Origin of the sequence: Sanguibacter antarcticus (genome assembly GCF_002564005.1) — a bacterium.
Lineage (GTDB): Bacteria > Actinomycetota > Actinomycetes > Actinomycetales > Cellulomonadaceae > Sanguibacter > Sanguibacter antarcticus.
This window is the reverse complement of the sequence record NZ_PDJG01000001.1, coordinates 645,292-662,257: the sequence shown is the minus strand read 5'-3', so window position 1 is coordinate 662,257 and position 16,966 is coordinate 645,292. Positions and strand designations below refer to the sequence as shown.

The 16,966-nt window shown below is 68.9% G+C and carries 21 protein-coding genes and 1 tRNA gene; 7 read left to right on the top strand and 15 right to left on the bottom strand.

The annotated features are described in order from the left end of the window. Positions 1-28 precede the first annotated feature (28 nt). Positions 29-400: a MarR family winged helix-turn-helix transcriptional regulator gene (locus tag ATL42_RS02960; RefSeq protein WP_245862052.1), complete on the top strand. Its 372-nt coding sequence runs from the start codon at positions 29-31 to the stop codon at positions 398-400. Here the strand turns inward: ATL42_RS02960 and ATL42_RS02955 are convergent. Continuing rightward, positions 390-962 carry a hypothetical protein gene (locus ATL42_RS02955; RefSeq protein WP_098454075.1) on the bottom strand — a complete coding sequence of 191 codons (573 nt, stop codon included), beginning with the start codon at positions 960-962 and terminating at the stop codon, positions 390-392. The two genes, ATL42_RS02960 and ATL42_RS02955, sit on opposite strands and share 11 nt — an antisense overlap. An 89-nt stretch (positions 963-1,051) precedes the next feature. Between ATL42_RS02955 and ATL42_RS02950 the strand changes: the two genes are divergently transcribed. Continuing rightward, positions 1,052-1,681, top strand: coding sequence for an alpha/beta hydrolase (locus tag ATL42_RS02950; RefSeq protein WP_098454074.1), 630 nt, complete (start codon positions 1,052-1,054; stop codon positions 1,679-1,681). Between the two features lie 56 nt (positions 1,682-1,737). Here the strand turns inward: ATL42_RS02950 and ATL42_RS02945 are convergent, their stop codons facing one another. After that, complete coding sequence (locus ATL42_RS02945; RefSeq protein ID WP_098454073.1) at positions 1,738-2,379, bottom strand: CYTH domain-containing protein; 642 nt, start codon at positions 2,377-2,379, stop codon at positions 1,738-1,740. A gap of 141 nt (positions 2,380-2,520) precedes the next feature. On the opposite strand from ATL42_RS02945, the gene ATL42_RS02940 reads away from it, so the two are divergent. After that, positions 2,521-2,943, top strand: a complete 423-nt coding sequence (locus ATL42_RS02940; protein ID WP_098454072.1) for a pilus assembly protein CpaE — start codon at positions 2,521-2,523, stop codon at positions 2,941-2,943. A gap of 40 nt (positions 2,944-2,983) precedes the next feature. Here the strand turns inward: ATL42_RS02940 and ATL42_RS02935 are convergent, their stop codons facing one another. Beyond that, a complete protein-coding gene (locus ATL42_RS02935) occupies positions 2,984-3,379 on the bottom strand; it encodes a YchJ family protein (protein ID WP_098454071.1) in 396 nt (131 codons plus the stop codon). A 104-nt stretch (positions 3,380-3,483) separates the two neighbouring features. Between ATL42_RS02935 and ATL42_RS02930 the strand changes: the two genes are divergently transcribed. Further along, positions 3,484-4,857 (top strand): methyltransferase, encoded by a 1,374-nt coding sequence (locus tag ATL42_RS02930; protein ID WP_245862050.1) that lies wholly within the window; start codon positions 3,484-3,486, stop codon positions 4,855-4,857. Beyond that, the gene (locus ATL42_RS02925) at positions 4,854-6,011 is read left to right on the top strand and encodes a glycerate kinase (RefSeq protein WP_098454070.1); all 1,158 of its coding nucleotides are present in this window, start codon (positions 4,854-4,856) and stop codon (positions 6,009-6,011) included. Before ATL42_RS02930 ends, ATL42_RS02925 begins: the two co-directional genes overlap by 4 nt. A 131-nt stretch (positions 6,012-6,142) precedes the next feature. Here the strand turns inward: ATL42_RS02925 and ATL42_RS02920 are convergent, their stop codons facing one another. Next, the gene (locus ATL42_RS02920) at positions 6,143-7,204 is read right to left on the bottom strand and encodes a zinc-binding dehydrogenase (protein WP_098454069.1); all 1,062 of its coding nucleotides are present in this window, start codon (positions 7,202-7,204) and stop codon (positions 6,143-6,145) included. 68 nt (positions 7,205-7,272) lie between these two features. On the opposite strand from ATL42_RS02920, the gene ATL42_RS02915 reads away from it, so the two are divergent. Together ATL42_RS02915 and ATL42_RS02910 are read left to right on the top strand one after the other, a co-directional pair. Continuing rightward, positions 7,273-7,896, top strand: a complete 624-nt coding sequence (locus ATL42_RS02915) for a TetR/AcrR family transcriptional regulator (protein WP_211281770.1) — start codon at positions 7,273-7,275, stop codon at positions 7,894-7,896. A gap of 115 nt (positions 7,897-8,011) precedes the next feature. Beyond that, a complete protein-coding gene (locus ATL42_RS02910; protein ID WP_143556682.1) occupies positions 8,012-8,302 on the top strand; it encodes a hypothetical protein in 291 nt (96 codons plus the stop codon). Here the strand turns inward: ATL42_RS02910 and ATL42_RS02905 are convergent. The 11 genes from ATL42_RS02905 to rplU form a co-directional block, all read right to left on the bottom strand. Then, a tRNA-Ala gene (locus ATL42_RS02905) sits at positions 8,291-8,366 on the bottom strand. The two genes, ATL42_RS02910 and ATL42_RS02905, sit on opposite strands and share 12 nt — an antisense overlap. Positions 8,367-8,412: 46 nt before the next feature. Continuing rightward, positions 8,413-9,093, bottom strand: a complete 681-nt coding sequence (locus ATL42_RS02900; protein ID WP_098454066.1) for a histidine phosphatase family protein — start codon at positions 9,091-9,093, stop codon at positions 8,413-8,415. Beyond that, positions 9,090-9,530, bottom strand: coding sequence for a ribosome silencing factor (gene rsfS / locus ATL42_RS02895; protein ID WP_098454065.1), 441 nt, complete (start codon positions 9,528-9,530; stop codon positions 9,090-9,092). Before rsfS ends, ATL42_RS02900 begins: the two co-directional genes overlap by 4 nt. An 8-nt stretch (positions 9,531-9,538) precedes the next feature. Then, positions 9,539-10,474: a hypothetical protein gene (locus tag ATL42_RS02890; protein WP_098454064.1), complete on the bottom strand. Its 936-nt coding sequence runs from the start codon at positions 10,472-10,474 to the stop codon at positions 9,539-9,541. Positions 10,475-11,046: 572 nt separating this feature from the next. Then, positions 11,047-11,661, bottom strand: a complete 615-nt coding sequence (gene nadD / locus ATL42_RS02885) for a nicotinate-nucleotide adenylyltransferase (protein ID WP_098454063.1) — start codon at positions 11,659-11,661, stop codon at positions 11,047-11,049. Positions 11,662-11,681: 20 nt separating this feature from the next. Further along, a complete protein-coding gene (locus ATL42_RS02880) occupies positions 11,682-11,891 on the bottom strand; it encodes a hypothetical protein (protein ID WP_098454062.1) in 210 nt (69 codons plus the stop codon). Between the two features lie 128 nt (positions 11,892-12,019). Then, complete coding sequence (locus ATL42_RS02875; protein ID WP_098454061.1) at positions 12,020-13,321, bottom strand: glutamate-5-semialdehyde dehydrogenase; 1,302 nt, start codon at positions 13,319-13,321, stop codon at positions 12,020-12,022. An 85-nt stretch (positions 13,322-13,406) separates the two neighbouring features. Then, positions 13,407-14,561, bottom strand: a complete 1,155-nt coding sequence (gene proB / locus ATL42_RS02870; protein WP_098454060.1) for a glutamate 5-kinase — start codon at positions 14,559-14,561, stop codon at positions 13,407-13,409. A gap of 18 nt (positions 14,562-14,579) precedes the next feature. Continuing rightward, the gene (gene obgE / locus ATL42_RS02865) at positions 14,580-16,118 is read right to left on the bottom strand and encodes a GTPase ObgE (RefSeq protein WP_098454059.1); all 1,539 of its coding nucleotides are present in this window, start codon (positions 16,116-16,118) and stop codon (positions 14,580-14,582) included. 166 nt (positions 16,119-16,284) lie between these two features. Beyond that, positions 16,285-16,542, bottom strand: coding sequence for a 50S ribosomal protein L27 (rpmA, locus tag ATL42_RS02860; protein WP_098454058.1), 258 nt, complete (start codon positions 16,540-16,542; stop codon positions 16,285-16,287). 76 nt (positions 16,543-16,618) lie between these two features. Beyond that, on the bottom strand, positions 16,619-16,927 hold the full coding sequence (rplU, locus tag ATL42_RS02855; protein ID WP_211281851.1) for a 50S ribosomal protein L21: 309 nt from the start codon (positions 16,925-16,927) through the stop codon (positions 16,619-16,621). Between the last annotated feature and the right edge of the window lie 39 nt (positions 16,928-16,966).

The following is a 16,966-nucleotide window of genomic DNA, read 5'->3' as shown; positions in this document are numbered from 1 at the left end:
GCGCCGTCGCATGAGCATGGACATGGACATGAACGTCAGCGACCTGCAGGCGCTCCAGTTCGTCATCGCCGCCGAGGGCCAGGCGGCGCTGGCGACACCTCGCGCGCTCAGTCAGTACCTCGGGATCTCGAGCGCCTCGACGACGAAGCTGCTCGACCGGCTCACCGCGTCCGGGCACCTCGAGCGCCACCCCCACCCCACCGACCGGCGCGCCCTCGTCCTCACGTGCACAGCACATGCGCACGACGAGATCCACGCCCGGCTCGCCCGGATGCACGCACGGATGCGGGAGATCGCGGAGGCAGTCCCTGTCGAGTCGAGGAAGGCTGTCGTCGACTTCCTCACCGCGATGGCCGATCAGCTAGACAGCGAAGGCTCCGTCGCCCCGCTCAGCCCGTGACGTCAGCCAGCCACAGCCCACCGACGAGCAGTACGGCCGCGAGAGGGATCTGCCACACGAGAAAACCCAGGACGACGTTGAACAGCCGGTCGGGAGCGGGCGCGCGAGCTCCGGCGCGCGCACGCCCTCGGGTCGAGCGACGGTGCTGGCCCGCCTCGACCATCGGACCGACGAGCGACACGACACCGACGATCGCGACGGGAACGGTGCTCAACGTCAGGTGCACCGCTGGCAAGAGCACGACCGCGGCGAGCACCAGTGCGGTCAGGACCACGAACACCGACGTCACGACGACCAGACGACCGCTCACGACGAAGCCCAGGAGCGCGTCGCCGCGCCACGCGAACGCAGCACCCACGACGACGACGACTCCCGCGAGGACGAGCGCGACGGTCGGCAGCTCGACGTCCGTCCCACCGCGCCAGGCGAGGAACGCCCCGACGGTGAGGAAGAGCCCGAGGATCTGGATCATCGGTCCGGCGACCGACGCCAGCAGCGCGTCCGGGTCCTCGTCGTGCGCGCCTGAAGTACCTTGTCCCGTCGCCACGTCCGCGTCACCCATGCGTGAACAATAGCGATGTTCTGAACGTCGTCCGCCCGTCCTGGCGACGCAACGACGGACGCCCCGCACCTAGGCGATATGGTGCCCAGATGACACCTTCACTCTCGTCGGACGCGACGATGTGGTCCCGCGACCCCGCGCCCGGAGATCCCCTTCTCGTCCTCTTGCACGGCTACGGTTCCAACGAGGCAGATCTCATGACTCTCGCCCCGGAGCTTCCCACCTCGATGACCACGGTGGCGCTGCGCGCCCCGCTCCCCGCGCAAGCCGGCTTCGCCTGGATGCCGATCGTCGACCCAGGGTTTCCCGACCCCGCTCAGGCCCAGGCTGCCGCGAGCACCATCCTCGCGTGGCTCGACGAGCACGTCGACGCCTCCACCCCGGTCGCGCTCCTCGGGTTCTCCCAGGGCGGGCTCATGGTGACCGAGCTCCTGCGCACCGCACCGACACGGTTCGTCGCCGGGGTCGTGCTCTCCGGGTTCGTCGTCGACGCCGCCAGACCTGACGACGCCGCGCTCGCGCACGCCGCTCCCCCGGTGTTCTTCGGCCGCGGGACGCTCGACCCTGTCATCGACACCGCCGCGTTCGAGCGCGCGCGCACGTTCCTCGCGGCGCACACGACCTTGACCGACCGTGCCTATCCCGGGCTCGGTCACGGCATCACCATGGACGAGATCGCCGACGTCTCACGCTTCCTCGAGTCGAGCCTGCCTGGCTGACGACTGGTCCGCCGCCGGACGCGCAGGGCGGTCAGCGTCCGGACGGCCCGCTCCACCTATGGCGCCTCGGTCTCGATCGTGTTGTGACCGAGGCCCTGGAGAAACTGCGGGCCGCGGTCCGCGAGCTCGTGCTGATACCTCTCGGCCCAGCCTGCGTAGGGAGCGTGCGAGAGCGACTCGTTGGAGAAGCGCCGGTCCTCGGTCACCTCGGTGACGCAGAAGCTCGGGATCGTCAGGTCGGTGACCGGACCGCCCCGCTCGCACTCGGCGACGATCAGCGGACGGTTGAGGCCGCCGAAGACGTCGATGACCCACCCGTCGCCGCTGAGCCACATCGAGTACCGGTTCTTGATGACCCGCGCGCTGCCCATGCGGACCATCTGCAACCCGACAGAGACGTCGATCTCCCGCTCCGCCTCGTACCGGGTCCCCCCGTTCATGGGGCCTTTGATAGTCACTGCGCAGAAGTCGAACTCCGAGGCGAAGTCACCGAGGACCTCGAGCTCGTCCTCGGTCCCGTCCAGCGGGAGGAGCACGGAGTTCGTCTGCACCCGCAGGCGCAACGCGTATCCCTGCTCAGCGAGGAAATAGCTCTGGACGATGAGCATCGGGTCCGGCTCGGTCCGCGCCGCGTCAGGAAGGTCGTCGACGAAGAAGCGGCGTTCGAACTCGAAGTCACCGAAGCCGCAGTCGCTCACGTCTCTGATCTCCTTCCGTGGAGTCTCTTCCTCGAAAATACCATCGAACGCGCCTCAGCGGTCGTGGCCGCACTCACCGTGCACAGTCGCCCAGCGCGGCCGTCCGGGTGCGGTCGACGAGCCCGCGCCGGAGACTGGGGCATGATCTCTCACGACCTGGCACACGCGCTCGCACTCGCCGGCCTGCGATGGAGCCCCGCGTCCGGCGACCGGTTCGCCATCGATGCCGAGGAGCTGTCAGACGCCCTCTTCACGGTGAGCGACATGACGATCGAGGTGCACGACCACCCCTCGGGCACCGTCCTGGGCTTCAACGGCACCACCGAGTGGGCGCTCGACTCCGTCACCCTCGACCAGGCACTCTGGTATCCGAGCGAGGAGCAGCTCCGCACGCTGCTCGGCGGCGCATTTCGTGCGCTGCGACGGGTCGAGGGCGAGCCGCCACGGTATGCGGTCGAGATCGTCGTGCACGGCGAGGCGCTGGTCGTCGACGACGAGGTGCCCGCGCAGGCGTACGCACGAGCTCTCCATGCCCTGATCTCCGCCTCGGACTCGACCTCCTGAGCCCACGAGGTCGGTCGGTGCCGTGACCTCAGCCAAGACCTCAGCCCGCGACGACACCGTCGAGATAGGTCCAGCGTCCGCCGTCGCGGACGAAGCGGCTCCGCTCCGACTGCGCCTGGCGGCGTCCGTCGACCACGGCCGTCGCGATGAACTCCACCTCGCCGGTCGAGTCCAGCAGCCCACCGCGGGCGACATCGAGGATCTCGAGGCTGAGCCACCGGCGGTCGACGTCGAGCTCGAGCGTGCGCGGTCGGGTCGAGGGGTGCCACGTGCTCTGGAGGTAGTCGGCGTCCAGGACGACGAACGCGGAGTACCGCGAGCGCATGAGCCGCTCGGCTGTCGGGGCGCTCGCGCTGCCGAGGTGGAACGGACCGCAGCAGTCGTCGTACGTCTCGCCTCGACCGCACGGACAGGGCGTCGCTCGCTCGTGTGTCATGAGACCAGGATCCCTCACCGGGCACACCGGTGGAGCCGACGACCGACGGGTCGTCTCAAGGTGGCCTCGCACCTGAGGCAGACTTCAGGGATGGTCCTCTGCGCATGCCCGTCCTCGTCGTCTCGTCCCGGTGGCACCCCATGACCGGGCTGCCGTTCCCGACCGACGGTGCGACACCGGCCGTCGGTCTGAGCGACGTCACGTGGGAGGTCCTGGGGATCGAGCACGCTGCACCGTGGCGCTCCGAGGGGCAGCCTGCACCGCGTCGCACGGTCGTGGGCGACGACCGGCTCACGGCTGCGGCTGCGCTCCGCCTCGTCTCCGCGGAGACCGCGATCCTCTGGCAGGGCGACTTCCAGAACGCACGCCAGCTCCTGCGTGCGCTGGCACGCCGGATCGACGGCGCCCGTGCTCGCGCCGGCGAACCTGCAGCAGAGTCAGCGGAGTCGCTCGCCTCCGCGTTCCACCGCCACCGGCGCGAACGCTCTCGTCGTGCCCACCTGCTGGGTCTCCTCGTCGTCCTCGTCGACCCTGACGGCTCAGTCAGCCTCCGACGGGCTCCTGACCTGCGCGCGGCCTACCTCGAAGCGTTCGACCAGGAGGTCGTACCCGTCGTCAGGTCGTTGCAGGAGCTCCTCGGCGCTGTGGGTGCTCATGAGTGGCGGACCAAGGGCGTCGACGTCCCGGCGCTGGGCGGCACGATCCACCCGCACTACGGGGTGTTCTCCCCCGTGCGCGGCGAGTACCTCGATCTCGTCGCCGAGGCGCCGCTGCCGGTAGGCACCACCGCGATCGACGTCGGAACGGGTACGGGTGTGATCGCTGCGATCCTCGCGCGCCGCGGGGTGACCGCGGTGGTCGGGACCGACCAGTCCCCCCGGGCGGTCGCGTGCGCACAGGACAACCTCGCGCGGCTCGGTCTGGCTGACCGGGTCGACGTGGTCGAGGCGGACCTCTTTCCGCCGACGCGGGCGTCGCTCGTCGTCTGCAACCCGCCGTGGCTCCCTGCCGAGGTGTCGTCGACGCTCGACGCGGCGGTCTACGACCCGGGCAGCCAGATGCTGCGCGGCTTCCTCGACGGGGTGACCGAGCACCTGGAACCCGGCGGGGAGGTGTGGCTCGTCATCTCCGACCTTGCCGAGCACCTCGGGCTGCGCACCCGCGACGAGCTCCTGACGATGATCGCTGAAGCCGGGCTGGTCGTGGCAGGACGCCTCGACACCCGTCCGCGGCACAAGCGCTCCACAGACGCGGCGGACGCTCTCCACGCAGCGCGCTCGGCCGAGGTCACCTCGTTGTGGCGTCTGCGTGCTGCTGAGGATCAGGACCTGGCCACACCGTCCCTCGGGGAGGCCGACGACAGCTCACCGTCGTCTGCCCGCACGTTGCACGCTTTCCTGCCCGGTGCCGGCGTCGAGGTGATGGGCGCGTCGGACGACGTGGTCCACGGCGGACCGACGGGCCGACCGCTCTCATGAAGATCGTCTGCGCACCCGACTCCTTCAAGGAGTCGATGACCTCGGTCGAGGCCGCCCAGGCGATGGCCCGCGGGATCCATCGGGTCGATCCCACGATCGAGTGCGTGCTCGTGCCGATGGCTGATGGTGGCGAGGGAACCACGGAAGCGCTTCTCGCAACGTTGGACGGCGAATGGGTCGAGGCGAGCTGTCACGACGCGCTCGGCCGACCCTCGACGGGGCGGTTCGGGTTCGTCCCGGCCCGTCGTCTGGCGATCATCGAGGTGGCCGAAGCCGCTGGCCTCGCGCAGGTCCCCCTCTCCGACCGTGACCCGTGGGCAGCCACGTCCCGCGGGGTCGGCGACCTGATCCGCTCGGCGCTGGACCGCGGTGCGACCGAGCTCATCGTCGGGTTGGGGGGATCCGCGACGAACGACGCCGGCGCCGGGATGCTGGCCGCGCTCGGTGTCCGGTTCCTCGATCACGAGGGCCGACCGGTGGCCGCCGGTGCCAGGGGGCTGATGTCCCTCGCGTCTGTGGATCTCGGATCGTTGGACGCCCGGCTGTGCAGCACGACATTCCGCATCGCGTCCGACGTCTCGAACCCGCTGCTCGGTGACCAGGGTGCATCGGCGGTGTACGGGCCGCAGAAGGGGGCGACACCGCTGGACGTGCCCGGGCTCGATGCCGCCCTCACACGGTGGGCGGACGTCGTGGAACCGGCATTCTCCCGCCGGGTACGGGACCTGCCCGGAGCCGGGGCCGCGGGCGGTCTGGGCGCGGCTCTCGCCGTCGCGACAGACGCCACCATGGAGAGCGGGGTCGAGCTGGTCCGCGACGCGGTAGGGCTCCGTGACCGGATCGCCGGAGCAGACTGGGTCTTCACCGGCGAGGGCGGCATCGACCGGCAGACCGCGTCGGGAAAGACCCCGTGGGGTGTCGCTCAGGCTGCCCGGGCCGAAGGAGTTCCGGCGATCCTCTTCGGCGGCCGGGTCAGCGACGACGCGTACGAGCTCATCGGCGACGCCGTGGTCGCCGTCGTGCCGATCCTGCGGCAGGTGACCGACCTGCCCACCGCGCTCCAGGACGGGCTCCTCAACCTCGAGTGCGCAGCAGCGACCGTCACGCGCATGCTCGTTCCCCGGGCGGCGCCGGTTGCGCCACCCGGTCGGTGACCGCCCTCTGCTGACCTCGACGACGCCTGGGGCGACGACTCAGCACCGGACGTGCGCACGAAGCCGCACCACAGGCACAGACGAACGACCCGTGATCGAGCAATTAGGCGTCGCTCAGAGAAGACGATGCGTCACGGGTGCACCCCATGGACCACGACGAGCTTGCCGACATGGTCACGGGTAGCGAGGTCCGCCTGGGCTCGGTGCACGTCGGCGAGCGCGTACGTGGCTGCCACGACCGGTCGAACCTGCCCCTGTCGCGCGAGGTCGACCAGCGCTCGGAAGTGGGCAGGCGTGTGCATGCTCGAGCCGACGAGCGAGATGTTGTGCAGGTACAGCCGCCGGACGTCGAGGTCGATCGCGTACCCGCCCAGCGCGCCGGCCACGACCCACTTGCCGCCGTCCCGCACGGACGAGAGCCCCGAGGTGATGCCGCCCCCTGCGACGACGTCGAGGACGACGTCCACACCGTCGGGTGCCAGCGCGGCGACCTGGCCCCACGTGTCCGCCGCACGATCCACGACGTCCGAGGCACCAGCCCGCTCGACCGCGGCAGCCTTCCCGATGCTGCTGGCCGCGATCACCGTCGCGCCCCGGGCAGCCGCGAGCTGGACGAGTGCCAGACCGACGCCGCCCGAGGCGCCGGTCACCACGACCGTGTGTCCGCGTCGGACGCCTCCGCGCTCCAGCATCCCCAGCGCGGTGCCGTACGCGATCGGCAAGCACGCGAGCTCGGTGTCGCTCAGCGGCGAGCCCTCGACATCATGCACCTTGTCCGCGAGAACCACGACGTACTCTGCGTAGCCACCGTCGCGCTCGCTGCCGATCAGGCCCACCGGAGACGCGTCGTCGTCGTCGCGGTCATAGAGCGCGGGGTCGACGAGCACCCGGGAGCCGAGGAGCTGCCTGTCGACCCCTGGACCGGTCTGGACGACCGTGCCGACGACATCGGCGCCCTGGACCCGTGGGAAGTCGACCGGTCCTCGCCAGCCCGCCAGCGCACCGGCGTCACCGGGCAGGCCGTACGCGCCTTCTCGCGTCCAGAGATCGGTGTTGTTGAGCGCTGCCGCACCGACCTTGATCAAGACCTCGCGCTCTCCTGGTAAGGGCACAGGCACCTCGACCACCTCGAGGGCGTCGGGGCCACCGTGCTTGACGAGCCTGGCCGCGGTCATCGTGTCGGGAACTGTCATCGGTGGAGCCCTCTCCCTCGGTATACTGATCAGTGAAGTATTGCTCTGACCCAGAGGTACACCGATCTGTGAATACCCACGTCCCCGGCGTTGACGCACTCACACCTAGCGCACGACGCATCCTCGACGCAGCATCGACACTGTTCTACGAGCGCGGCGTCACTGCGGTCGGCGTCGACCTCATCGCCGAGCGCTCGGGAGTGACCAAACGGACCCTGTACAACCGCTTCGGGTCCAAAGAAGTCCTCGTCACTGCCTACCTCGTCGACCGGGACCGACGCTGGCGCCTGCTCGTCGAGGGAGCCGTGGGCGTCCCAGCCCTGTCGCCGGTGGAGCGGGTGACAGCCCCTTTCGATGCCCTCCGCGACTGGGTCGAGCACAACCACCGGGGCTGCGCGTTCATCAACGCCCTGGCCGAGCTGCCCGACCCCGCTCACCCTGCCCATCAGGTCGCCGCGAACGAGAAGCGGTGGCTGGTCGCACTGTTCGAGCGGCTCGCCACCGAGGCCGGCATCGAGGCGCCCGGCGAGCTGGCCCATCGCCTCCTGTGCCTGCACGACGGTGCACTCTCTGTGCAGGCCGCGCTCCCCGAGGTCGACAGTGTCGGGGTCGCCACCCGAGCGGCACGCGAGCTCGTCCGTGCGGCGTCAGACGACACCGGACCACACCCCCACGACCTGCGCCCGATGTAAGTGCCCCAGACGGGCTCTCTCGGATCTCGTCGAGCTTCTCGTACCCCTCGGACACACGCTGCTCCATACTGCCCTCCACCATCCCGTCCCGGACCTCGACGCCCAGGTAGAGACGGTGGGTGGACCGCCGTGCGCGACCGTGACCGAGGTCCGCGAGGCGCAGCGCGTCGAGGCTGACGACAGCAGGGAAGCCCTCGCACTCGACCGTCTGGACGATGAGCTCGTCGACCGACGCCAGCCCGCGACCGAGCCGGGTGATCATCTGGCGCCTGACGGAGTCCGCCACGGCCATGGGAGCCTGGTCGACCTGGGCCGCCCCAGAAAGACCGAAGGCCGCGCCCTGGCCTCCGAGATCGGAGACCACGACGCGGCCTGGGCCGTGCAAGTACTGCGTTGGTGGAGCTGAGGGGACTCGAACCCCTGACCCCCTGCATGCCATGCAGGTGCGCTACCAGCTGCGCCACAGCCCCGAGACTCCCGAAGGATCCGGCACCCCGTTTCCGGAGCGTCGTTATCTTAGGACGAAGTCGGCTCCAAATTCCAATCGGGGCCCGCATTCCAGTGATCCAGCGGAAAATTCGCCCCGATGTTGTGGCCGACAAGCCGCCATCCGGGGGCACTTCCAGCGACAGAGGTCTCCAGTCGCGACCAGTGAACGTTGTTCAGTCCGCTGAGGCCACGCCACGCGTCTGGATCGAGCCCGAGCATCGCGGTGATGCCCAGGGTCACCGCAGCACCGTGGGAGACCACGACGAGCGTGTCGTCGTTCCCGAGGTCGCGTCCGTGGTCGTCGACCGCACCGAGCATCCGCTGCGCGACGGCCGCACGCGTCTCGACCTCGACGCCCTGCGGTTCCATGCCGCGTCGCCAGCTCGAGAACTGCTCGGGCCAGCCCGCGGAGATCTCGTCACGGCTGAGCCCCTCCCACTGGCCGAAGCTGCGCTCCCGCACGCGGACGTCAGAGATCACCTCTGCCCCGGTCGCCTTGGCGAAGTGTGCTGCCGTCACTGCTGCCCGAGACAGGTCCGACGCCACGACACGGGTCGGCACGCAGGTCCGAGCAAGCGCAGAAGCGCCGTGCTCGGCCTGCCACAGGCCCACCTCGTCGAGAGGGATGTCGACCTGTCCCTGGAGCTTCCCGGCCGCGTTGTAGGACGTCCGTCCGTGCCGCAGGAAGACGACCGTCCCGACACTCACTCGTCGATGCCCGCACCACCGGCGGGGTACCCGAAGTCATCGGGCTCGTACTCGGGGGCGGTACCGTCGCCGCCACGGGCGTCCTCAGGCAGCTCGATGAGGGGGCAGTCCTTCCAGAGTCGCTCCAGCGCGTAGTACACACGGTCCTCGGCGTGCTGGACGTGTACCACGATGTCTCCGAAGTCGATCAGGACCCACCGGCCCTGGGACTTGCCCTCACGGCGGATCGGCTTGGCCCCGAGCACGTGAAGAGCTTCCTCGACGGCATCGACGATCGCCGACACCTGACGCTCGTTGTTTCCCGAGGCGATGAGGAAGACGTCCGTGAGGACGAGCTGCTCACTGACGTCTAGAGCGATGATCTCGGCAGCCTTACGGCCCGAGGCGGCACGGGCCGCGGCGATCGCCAGTTCAATGGCACGGTCGGTTGCAGGCACGGCTCTCCTTAGAGGAATAGATCAGGGGTGCGTCCGGTCAACAAGGCGATGCCTGCGACCGAGCTCGAGTCGGCGGCTGCGGCATTGCCGCTGCCCTCAAGTCCGACCTTCCAGATTATCAGTCCCAGGACGACGGCCAGTGCCACGAGGATGAGGTAGTGGAGCCACGTGTACTCGTGGTCGATCTCCTCGTCCTCGAAGTCGTCGTCGTCGTCGAAGTCCTCATCATCGAGATCGTCGTCGCGCTCGGCAGACGAGAGCGCCCGCGGAGAATGGCTCGCGCTCGGGACCGCAGTGATCGCGTCCCAACGCGGCAGCTCGTCGACGAAAGCTTCTACCTGCGGTCCTGAGTCGTCAGGCTGCACCTGATCGGGTGCTGAGATCCGCTGCTCGAACGCGTCGAGGTCCGGGGACGACGAGTCCGGGAACGCAGGGGTCGCGGGGCGAGCGATCTGCGGCATCCGAGCGATCGCCGACACGCCTGAGGTGCCGCTCTGGGAGGGCTCCACCGGCGGCCAGGGCCGCCGAGCCACGTCAGACTCGAGGAATGCTCCTGTGCGGGTGTCAGGCTCGCGCACAGGAGTACTCTCGCCTGCCTGGCGGGTCGGGAGCCCCTTGAGCGACTGCCGCTGGACAGGCTTGACCTGTCCCCCGTCGCCGGGCGCCGCCTGTCGTTCGGCGGGCTGGTGCTGCTCAGGCTCACGCTGCGGAGACTGGCGCTGCGCAGGTTGGCGCTGCACCGGCTGCCGTTGCACGGGCTGCCGTTGGACGGCTGGCTGGGGTGCTGCCGGCTCCTGCGCCTCTCCCGCGGTCAACCTGCCTGACGGCGCTGCCGACGCACCACGACCGGTGCCCAGGTCCTGAAGCCCAGAGAGCTTGCCTGTCTCCTCGATCGTCCGGATCGCGGTCGACTGGAGCGGAGGAGCGACGACCGGTCGCTGCATTCCTGTCTGCTCGCGGAGAGACCGTCGCGACAACCCCGTCGCTCCGCCTGACCTGTCCTCCGTCACGCCTGTCGGTGGCCGCGCCGGCTGCTGGACGCGGGAGTGACCTACCCGGCTCGGTTGCGCAGCCGGTGCCGGCTGCTCCGGCCGCGACGGCTGCGCTGAACGAGACGGCTGGTGTGCGCGTGACGGCTGCGGCGTACGGGGCTGTTGAGCTGCCGCGGGTGCCTGGCTCGCACCGGCTCCGCGCGCGTTCTGCGCCGGTGGACCTGCTGGGGCGCGTCGCTGTTGCAGAGGAGCCTGCGCCTGCGGTGCAGGACGACGTGCCGGCGCCGCCGGGGCAGCCGCCGGGTCGGCGGCTCGAGGCCGCTGCGGGGCAGACGCCGGCGGAGTCGCACTGTAGTGGGGTCGCCGCTGCTGCTCGGCATGACCTTGCGCAGGGCGTGCCTGCTGAACGGGGGCCGGATCGGGATGTGCGCTCGCCTGCCCCTCAGCGCCGGCCGCCGCCGCGGCTGCCTCCCGCTCCCGGATCTGACGACGGGTCAGCGGGACGCCGTTGCTGTCGGTGCCGGTCATAGTGCACCCCTGACTGTCGCGTCGCTGTAGAGGCCGTACTTCGCGATGTGCTGCACGACACCGTCGGGCACGAGGTACCAGACAGGCTGGCCATCACGCGCACGGGCCCTGCAGTCGCTCGACGAGATCGACAGGGCCGGGATCTCCAAGACGCTCACGACGTCCGGCGGCAGCGAGTCGACGGAGAGCGTGTGCCCCGGGCGTGTGACTGCGACGAAGTGGGCCATCTGCCAGAGCTCGTCCGTGTCCTTCCACGACAAGATCTGCGCGATCGCATCAGCGCCCGTGATGAAGAAGAAGTCGACATCAGGTCGCTCGGCGCGCAGGTCTCGGAGCGTGTCGACCGTGAACGTCAGCCCGACCCGGTCGATGTCGACCCGGCTGGTGGTGAAGCTCGGGTTCGAGGCCGTCGCGATCACTGTCATGAGGTACCGGTGCTCTGACGGGCTGACGTCCTGTCCTTGCTTGAACGTCGGCTGACCTGTCGGGACGAACACGACCTCGTCCAGGTCGAACCGCGCTGCGACCTCGCTGGCTGCCACGAGGTGTCCATGGTGGATCGGGTCGAACGTACCGCCCATGACCCCTACACGGCGTCGCTGAGACGTCATCAGTCCAAGGCCCCGAACCGTCAGTGACGCGTCCACACGCTGCGGAACGCGTACGTCACGGCAAGGAGCCCGACGAACACGATGAACGCAACGATGCCGTAGACCGGCGCGGGGATCGGCAGGTGGTTCACGAGTTCAGACTCTTCCGCCAAGACTGCTGAGAACACGTCATCCTCCTGAAGATTGCACGTCACGCGGCCCTCGAGCAGGACCGCCGTCTTGCTGCTCACCGCGGGGTGGGGCCAACCTGACCATCTAGTCTCTCACGACACCTGTCGGCGCCCAGACCTGCTCGCCGCACCCCAGCGGGTGAGTCTCTACCCAGAAACGACGTGATCCTACCCCGCGGAGCAAGGTGTCACGGGCGGACGTGGCCGTCCCCGTTGACGATCCACTTGGTGGTCGTCAGCTCGCCCAGACCCATCGGGCCACGGGCGTGCAGCTTCTGGGTCGAGATGCCGATCTCGGCCCCCAGACCGAACTGGCCGCCGTCGGTGAACCGGGTCGACGCATTGACCATGATGGCCGCCGAGTCGAGCTCGGCGACGAAACGTTCCGACGACACGAGGTCCTTCGTGACGATCGCCTCGGTGTGCCCTGAGGTCCACGTCCTGATGTGGGCGATCGCGCCGTCGAGGTCGGGGACCACACGGACGGCGAGGTCGAGAGAAAGGTACTCGGTCGCCCAGTCGTCGTCGGTCGCTGGCACGACGACGATCCCGTCAGGAGCGAGAGCGGTCGTCGCCTCGTCCCCGTGGACGGTCACCCCCGCAGCATCGAGTGCTGAGAGAACCCCGGGAAGCACCGCCGCTGCCACGTCGTGATGCACGAGAAGCGTCTCTGCGGCGTTGCACACGCCGACGCGGTGGGTCTTGGAGTTGAGGACGATGTCGATCGAGGTCGTGAGCTCTGCAGACGCGTCGAGGTAGACGTGGCAGTTGCCGACCCCGGTCTCGATGACGGGCACCGTGGACTCGCGCACGACGGTCTGGATGAGGTCTGCGCCGCCACGTGGGACGAGAACGTCGACGAGGCCGCGTGCGTGCATGAGCGCGACCCCGCCGGGGCGCCCATAGGCATCGATCGATTGGACGAGGTCGGCGGGCAGCCCCTGGGAATCAAGTGCGCGCCCCAGGATCTCGACGATCACCGAGTTGGAGCTCGCGGCCGCGCTCCCACCACGCAGGATGACCGCGTTGCCGCTCTTCAGCGCGAGCCCGGCGGCATCGACGGTGACGTTGGGTCGTGCTTCGTAGATCATCCCGACGACGCCCATGGGGACGCGCACCTGGCGCAGCCGGAGCCCGTTGGGGAGGGTGGACCCGCGCACGACCTCGCCTACCGGGTCCGGAAGCGCTGCGAGCGCGCGGAGTGCGTCGGCGATCACGATGATCCGTTCACCCGTCAGGGCGAGCCGGTCGAGGAGCCCCGGAGAGGTTCCGGCTGAGCGTCCACGCTCGAGGTCTACCGCGTTCGCGGCGACGATCTCGTCTGTTGCCGCGACGAGGGCGTCCGCCATCGCGTGCAGGGCGGTGTCCTTGACGGCACGCGTCGCGGTAGCCAGCACGCGCGATGCGACCTTGGCCCGCTCGGCGACCGCGATCACTGCATCAGAGACGTCGGTGGCTGGTTGCTCGGTCTGGTCGGCTGTCTGGGTCATGCGTCCAGCGTAGTCACCGCGGGCTGAGGAGTCACACGCAGCCGGGCGTGCAGGCGCACGCCCGCTGCGGGTGTGACGTTGCCTCTCAGGACGAACGGCGGCCACGGCGCACGAGGACGAGGTAGTCCCGGTGCACCACTGCGCGGTCATAGCCTTCGCCCAGCACGTCGCGCAGCTCGCCCGTCGACCTGCCGAGAAGCTCGGGGATCTCCGTCGAGTCGTAGGAGACGAGTCCACGAGCCACGACGCGACCAGACGGGTCCACGAGCTCGACAGGGTCGTCCGACTCGAACGACCCTTCCACGGCTGTGATCCCCGCGGGCAGCAGAGAAGCCGTCCCTCCGAGCACCGCACGCACCGCTCCGTCGTCGAGCACGAGCCGTCCGCGAGCCTTCGCCGCGTACTGGAGCCAGAGGCGTCTGCGGGAGCTGCTCTTGCCTGTCACGGCGAAGAAGGTGCCGACCTCGTCGCCCGCGAGGGCGCCGGCCACGTTGCTCGCCAGCGTGAGGACGACCGGGATGCCGGACGCGGTGGCGATCGACACAGACTCGAGCTTCGTGATCATGCCGCCTGTCCCGACAGCGCTGCCAGAGGACGTGACCTCGACGTGCTCGATGTCAGCAGGGCTGCGGACCTCTCGGATGCGCTTCGCCCCTGGGCGCGTGGGCGGGCCGTCATACAGTCCGTCGACGTCCGTGAGAAGGATCATGAGGTCGGCGTGCACGAGGTGCGAGACGAGAGCTGCGAGGCGGTCGTTGTCGCCGAAACGGAGCTTGTCCGTCGCCACCGCGTCGTTCTCGTTGACGATCGGCACCACTCCGAGGTCGAGCAACCGCTCGAGGGAGCGTTGGGCGTTGCGGTAGTGACCGCGTCGCACCGTGTCCTCGGCCGTGAGCAGGACCTGCCCGACGCGCACGCCGTGTGCGGCGAACGCTTCGGTGTACTGCGCGACGAGCAGTCCCTGGCCGACGGCCGCGGTCGCCTGAGCGGTCGCGAGGTCCTTAGGACGTGAACCGAGACCGAGCGGGCCGAAGCCTGCTGCGATCGCACCAGACGTCACGAGCACGACGTGCTTGCCTTCTGCGTGCCGCGCCGCGATGACGTCGACCAACCCGCGCAGGGCGGCGACATCGAGATGGCCGTCCTGCGCCGTGAGCGACGACGAGCCGATCTTCACGACGACGCGCTGCGCCTCTTTCAACAGTCCCCGGGGGGACTGATCTACCTGCGGTTCGTTCACGGGTGATCCTCTCGTGTCTCAGTGGTCGACGGGACCGTCTTCGAGGTTCGGGTCGGTCCACACGCCGGCTTCGCGCTCGGTCCACAGCTCAGCTCGAGCCTCGGTCTTCGCGTCCATCCGTTCGGTGTACTGGCGACGCTTGTCGCCTCGGGTCGGTCGAGCAGAGTCTTCCAAGCGGACGTCGGTGCCGCGTGGCCCGCCGAGCAGCTCGGATCCGGAGACCAGTGTGGGCTCCCAGTCGAAGATCACGGCGTTCGTCTCCGGACCGATACGGACCTCGTCGCCTGCGACGGCGCCCACCTTGAAGAGCTGCTTCTCGATACCGAGCGTCGCGAGCCGGTCCGCGAGATACCCCACGGCCTCGTCGTTGGAGAAGTCTGTCTGGCGCACCCAGCGCTCGGGCTTGCTGCCTCGCACCTCGAAGTACGGTTGCCCACCGGACTCCTTGCGCTGGACGGTGAAGCCTGCGTCGTCGACAGCCTTCGGGCGCAGGACGGTCCGCACCGGTTCGACCGCCGGCGCAAACTTTCTGGCCCGCTCGACGTACTCACCGAGCGCGTAGGTGAGGTTGCGCAGTCCCTCGTGGCTCACGGCGGAGACCTCGAACACCTTCACGCCGCGCGCCTCGAGCTCGGGCCGGACGAGCTCGGCGAGCTCGCGCCCCTCAGGGACATCGATCTTGTTGAGGACGATGAGCCGCGGACGGTCGTTGAGCGGTACGCGTCCTCCGGTGATCTCGAGGTCGCCCGCGTACGCTGCGAGCTCCGCCTCGATGGTCTCGAGGTCGCTCATCGGGTCGCGCCCCTGCTCGAGGGTCGCGCAGTCGAGGACGTGCACCATGACAGCGCAGCGCTCGACGTGCCGGAGGAACTCGAGCCCGAGGCCCTTGCCTTCGCTGGCGCCAGGGATGAGCCCCGGCACGTCGGCGACCGTATAGCGTGACCCGCCGGCCTCGACGACACCGAGGTTGGGGACGAGCGTCGTGAAGGGATAGTCCGCGATCTTCGGACGCGCCTTGGAGATGGCGGCGATGAGGCTCGACTTTCCCGCGCTCGGGTAGCCGACGAGGGCGACGTCAGCGATGGTCTTGAGCTCGAGGACGATCTCTTGCTCTTCACCGGGCTCACCGAGGAGGGCGAAGCCCGGAGCCTTGCGACGCTTCGAGGAGAGGGCCGCGTTGCCCAGCCCGCCGTGCCCGCCCGGTGCTGCGACGAACTCGGCTCCGTCACCGACGAGGTCGGCAAGGATCTTCCCGTCGCGGTCCTTCACGACGGTGCCCGACGGGACCGCGAGGACGAGGTCGTCGCCGTTCGAGCCCTGACGGTGGTCCCCCATCCCCTGCGTCCCGGACGATGCGTGCCGGTGCGGGCTGTGGTGGAACTCGAGAAGGGTGGTCTCCTGAGCATCGACGCGGATGATGACGGACCCGCCGCTGCCGCCGTTTCCACCGTCTGGACCGGCGAGCGGCTTGAACTTTTCACGGGCGATCGACGCGCAACCGTTGCCACCGCTCCCGCCGGAGGCGTGCAGGACCACTCGGTCAACAAACGAAGCCATGGATCAACCAATCAGAAGAGCTCAGGAAGCGCGAGAAGACGGCTACGGAATGTACAGGATGACGCGACCGGACGGGCTGGTCGTCGACCAGCGGCCGGTGAACTGAAGAGAGGGGCGCACCGACAGGTGCGCCCCTCTCTTCACAAAGCTTGTGCGTGTCTGATCGTCAGACAGCGGCCTCGACGATGTCGATGACCTTACGACCACGACGACGGCCGAACTGGACAGCACCTGCTGCGAGAGCGAAGAGCGTGTCGTCGCCGCCACGGCCGACGTTCAGGCCGGGGTGGAAGTGCGTCCCACGCTGACGGACGATGATCTCGCCGGCGCTGACAACCTGACCACCGAAACGCTTGACACCGAGGCGCTGGGCGTTCGAGTCGCGACCGTTGCGCGAGGAACTCGCGCCTTTCTTGTGTGCCATGGCGGAACCTGCTTTCCTGCTGAAGAGTGTCTGAATAAACCTTGCGCAGCAGGCACCAGCCCTCTGCGAGGAGGAACTACTTGATCTCGGTGACCTTGAGACGCGTCAGCTGCTGACGGTGTCCCTGACGCTTGCGGTACCCGGTCTTGTTCTTGAACTTGAGAATGATGATCTTCGGGCCCTTCTCGTCCCGGACGATCTCTGCGCTGACCTTGACCTTCGCGAGCTTCGTCGCGTCGGTGGTCACCTTCTCCCCGTCAACCAGAAGCAGCGCGGGCAGTTCGACGGTATCGCCAGCGTCGCCGGAAAGTCGGTCGACGACGACGACGTCACCAACGGAAACCTTCTCCTGGCGGCCACCGGCCTTGACGATCGCGTACACCACGTTGCTGCTCATCTCTCTTAGTCTCAACTGCGCGCTCAT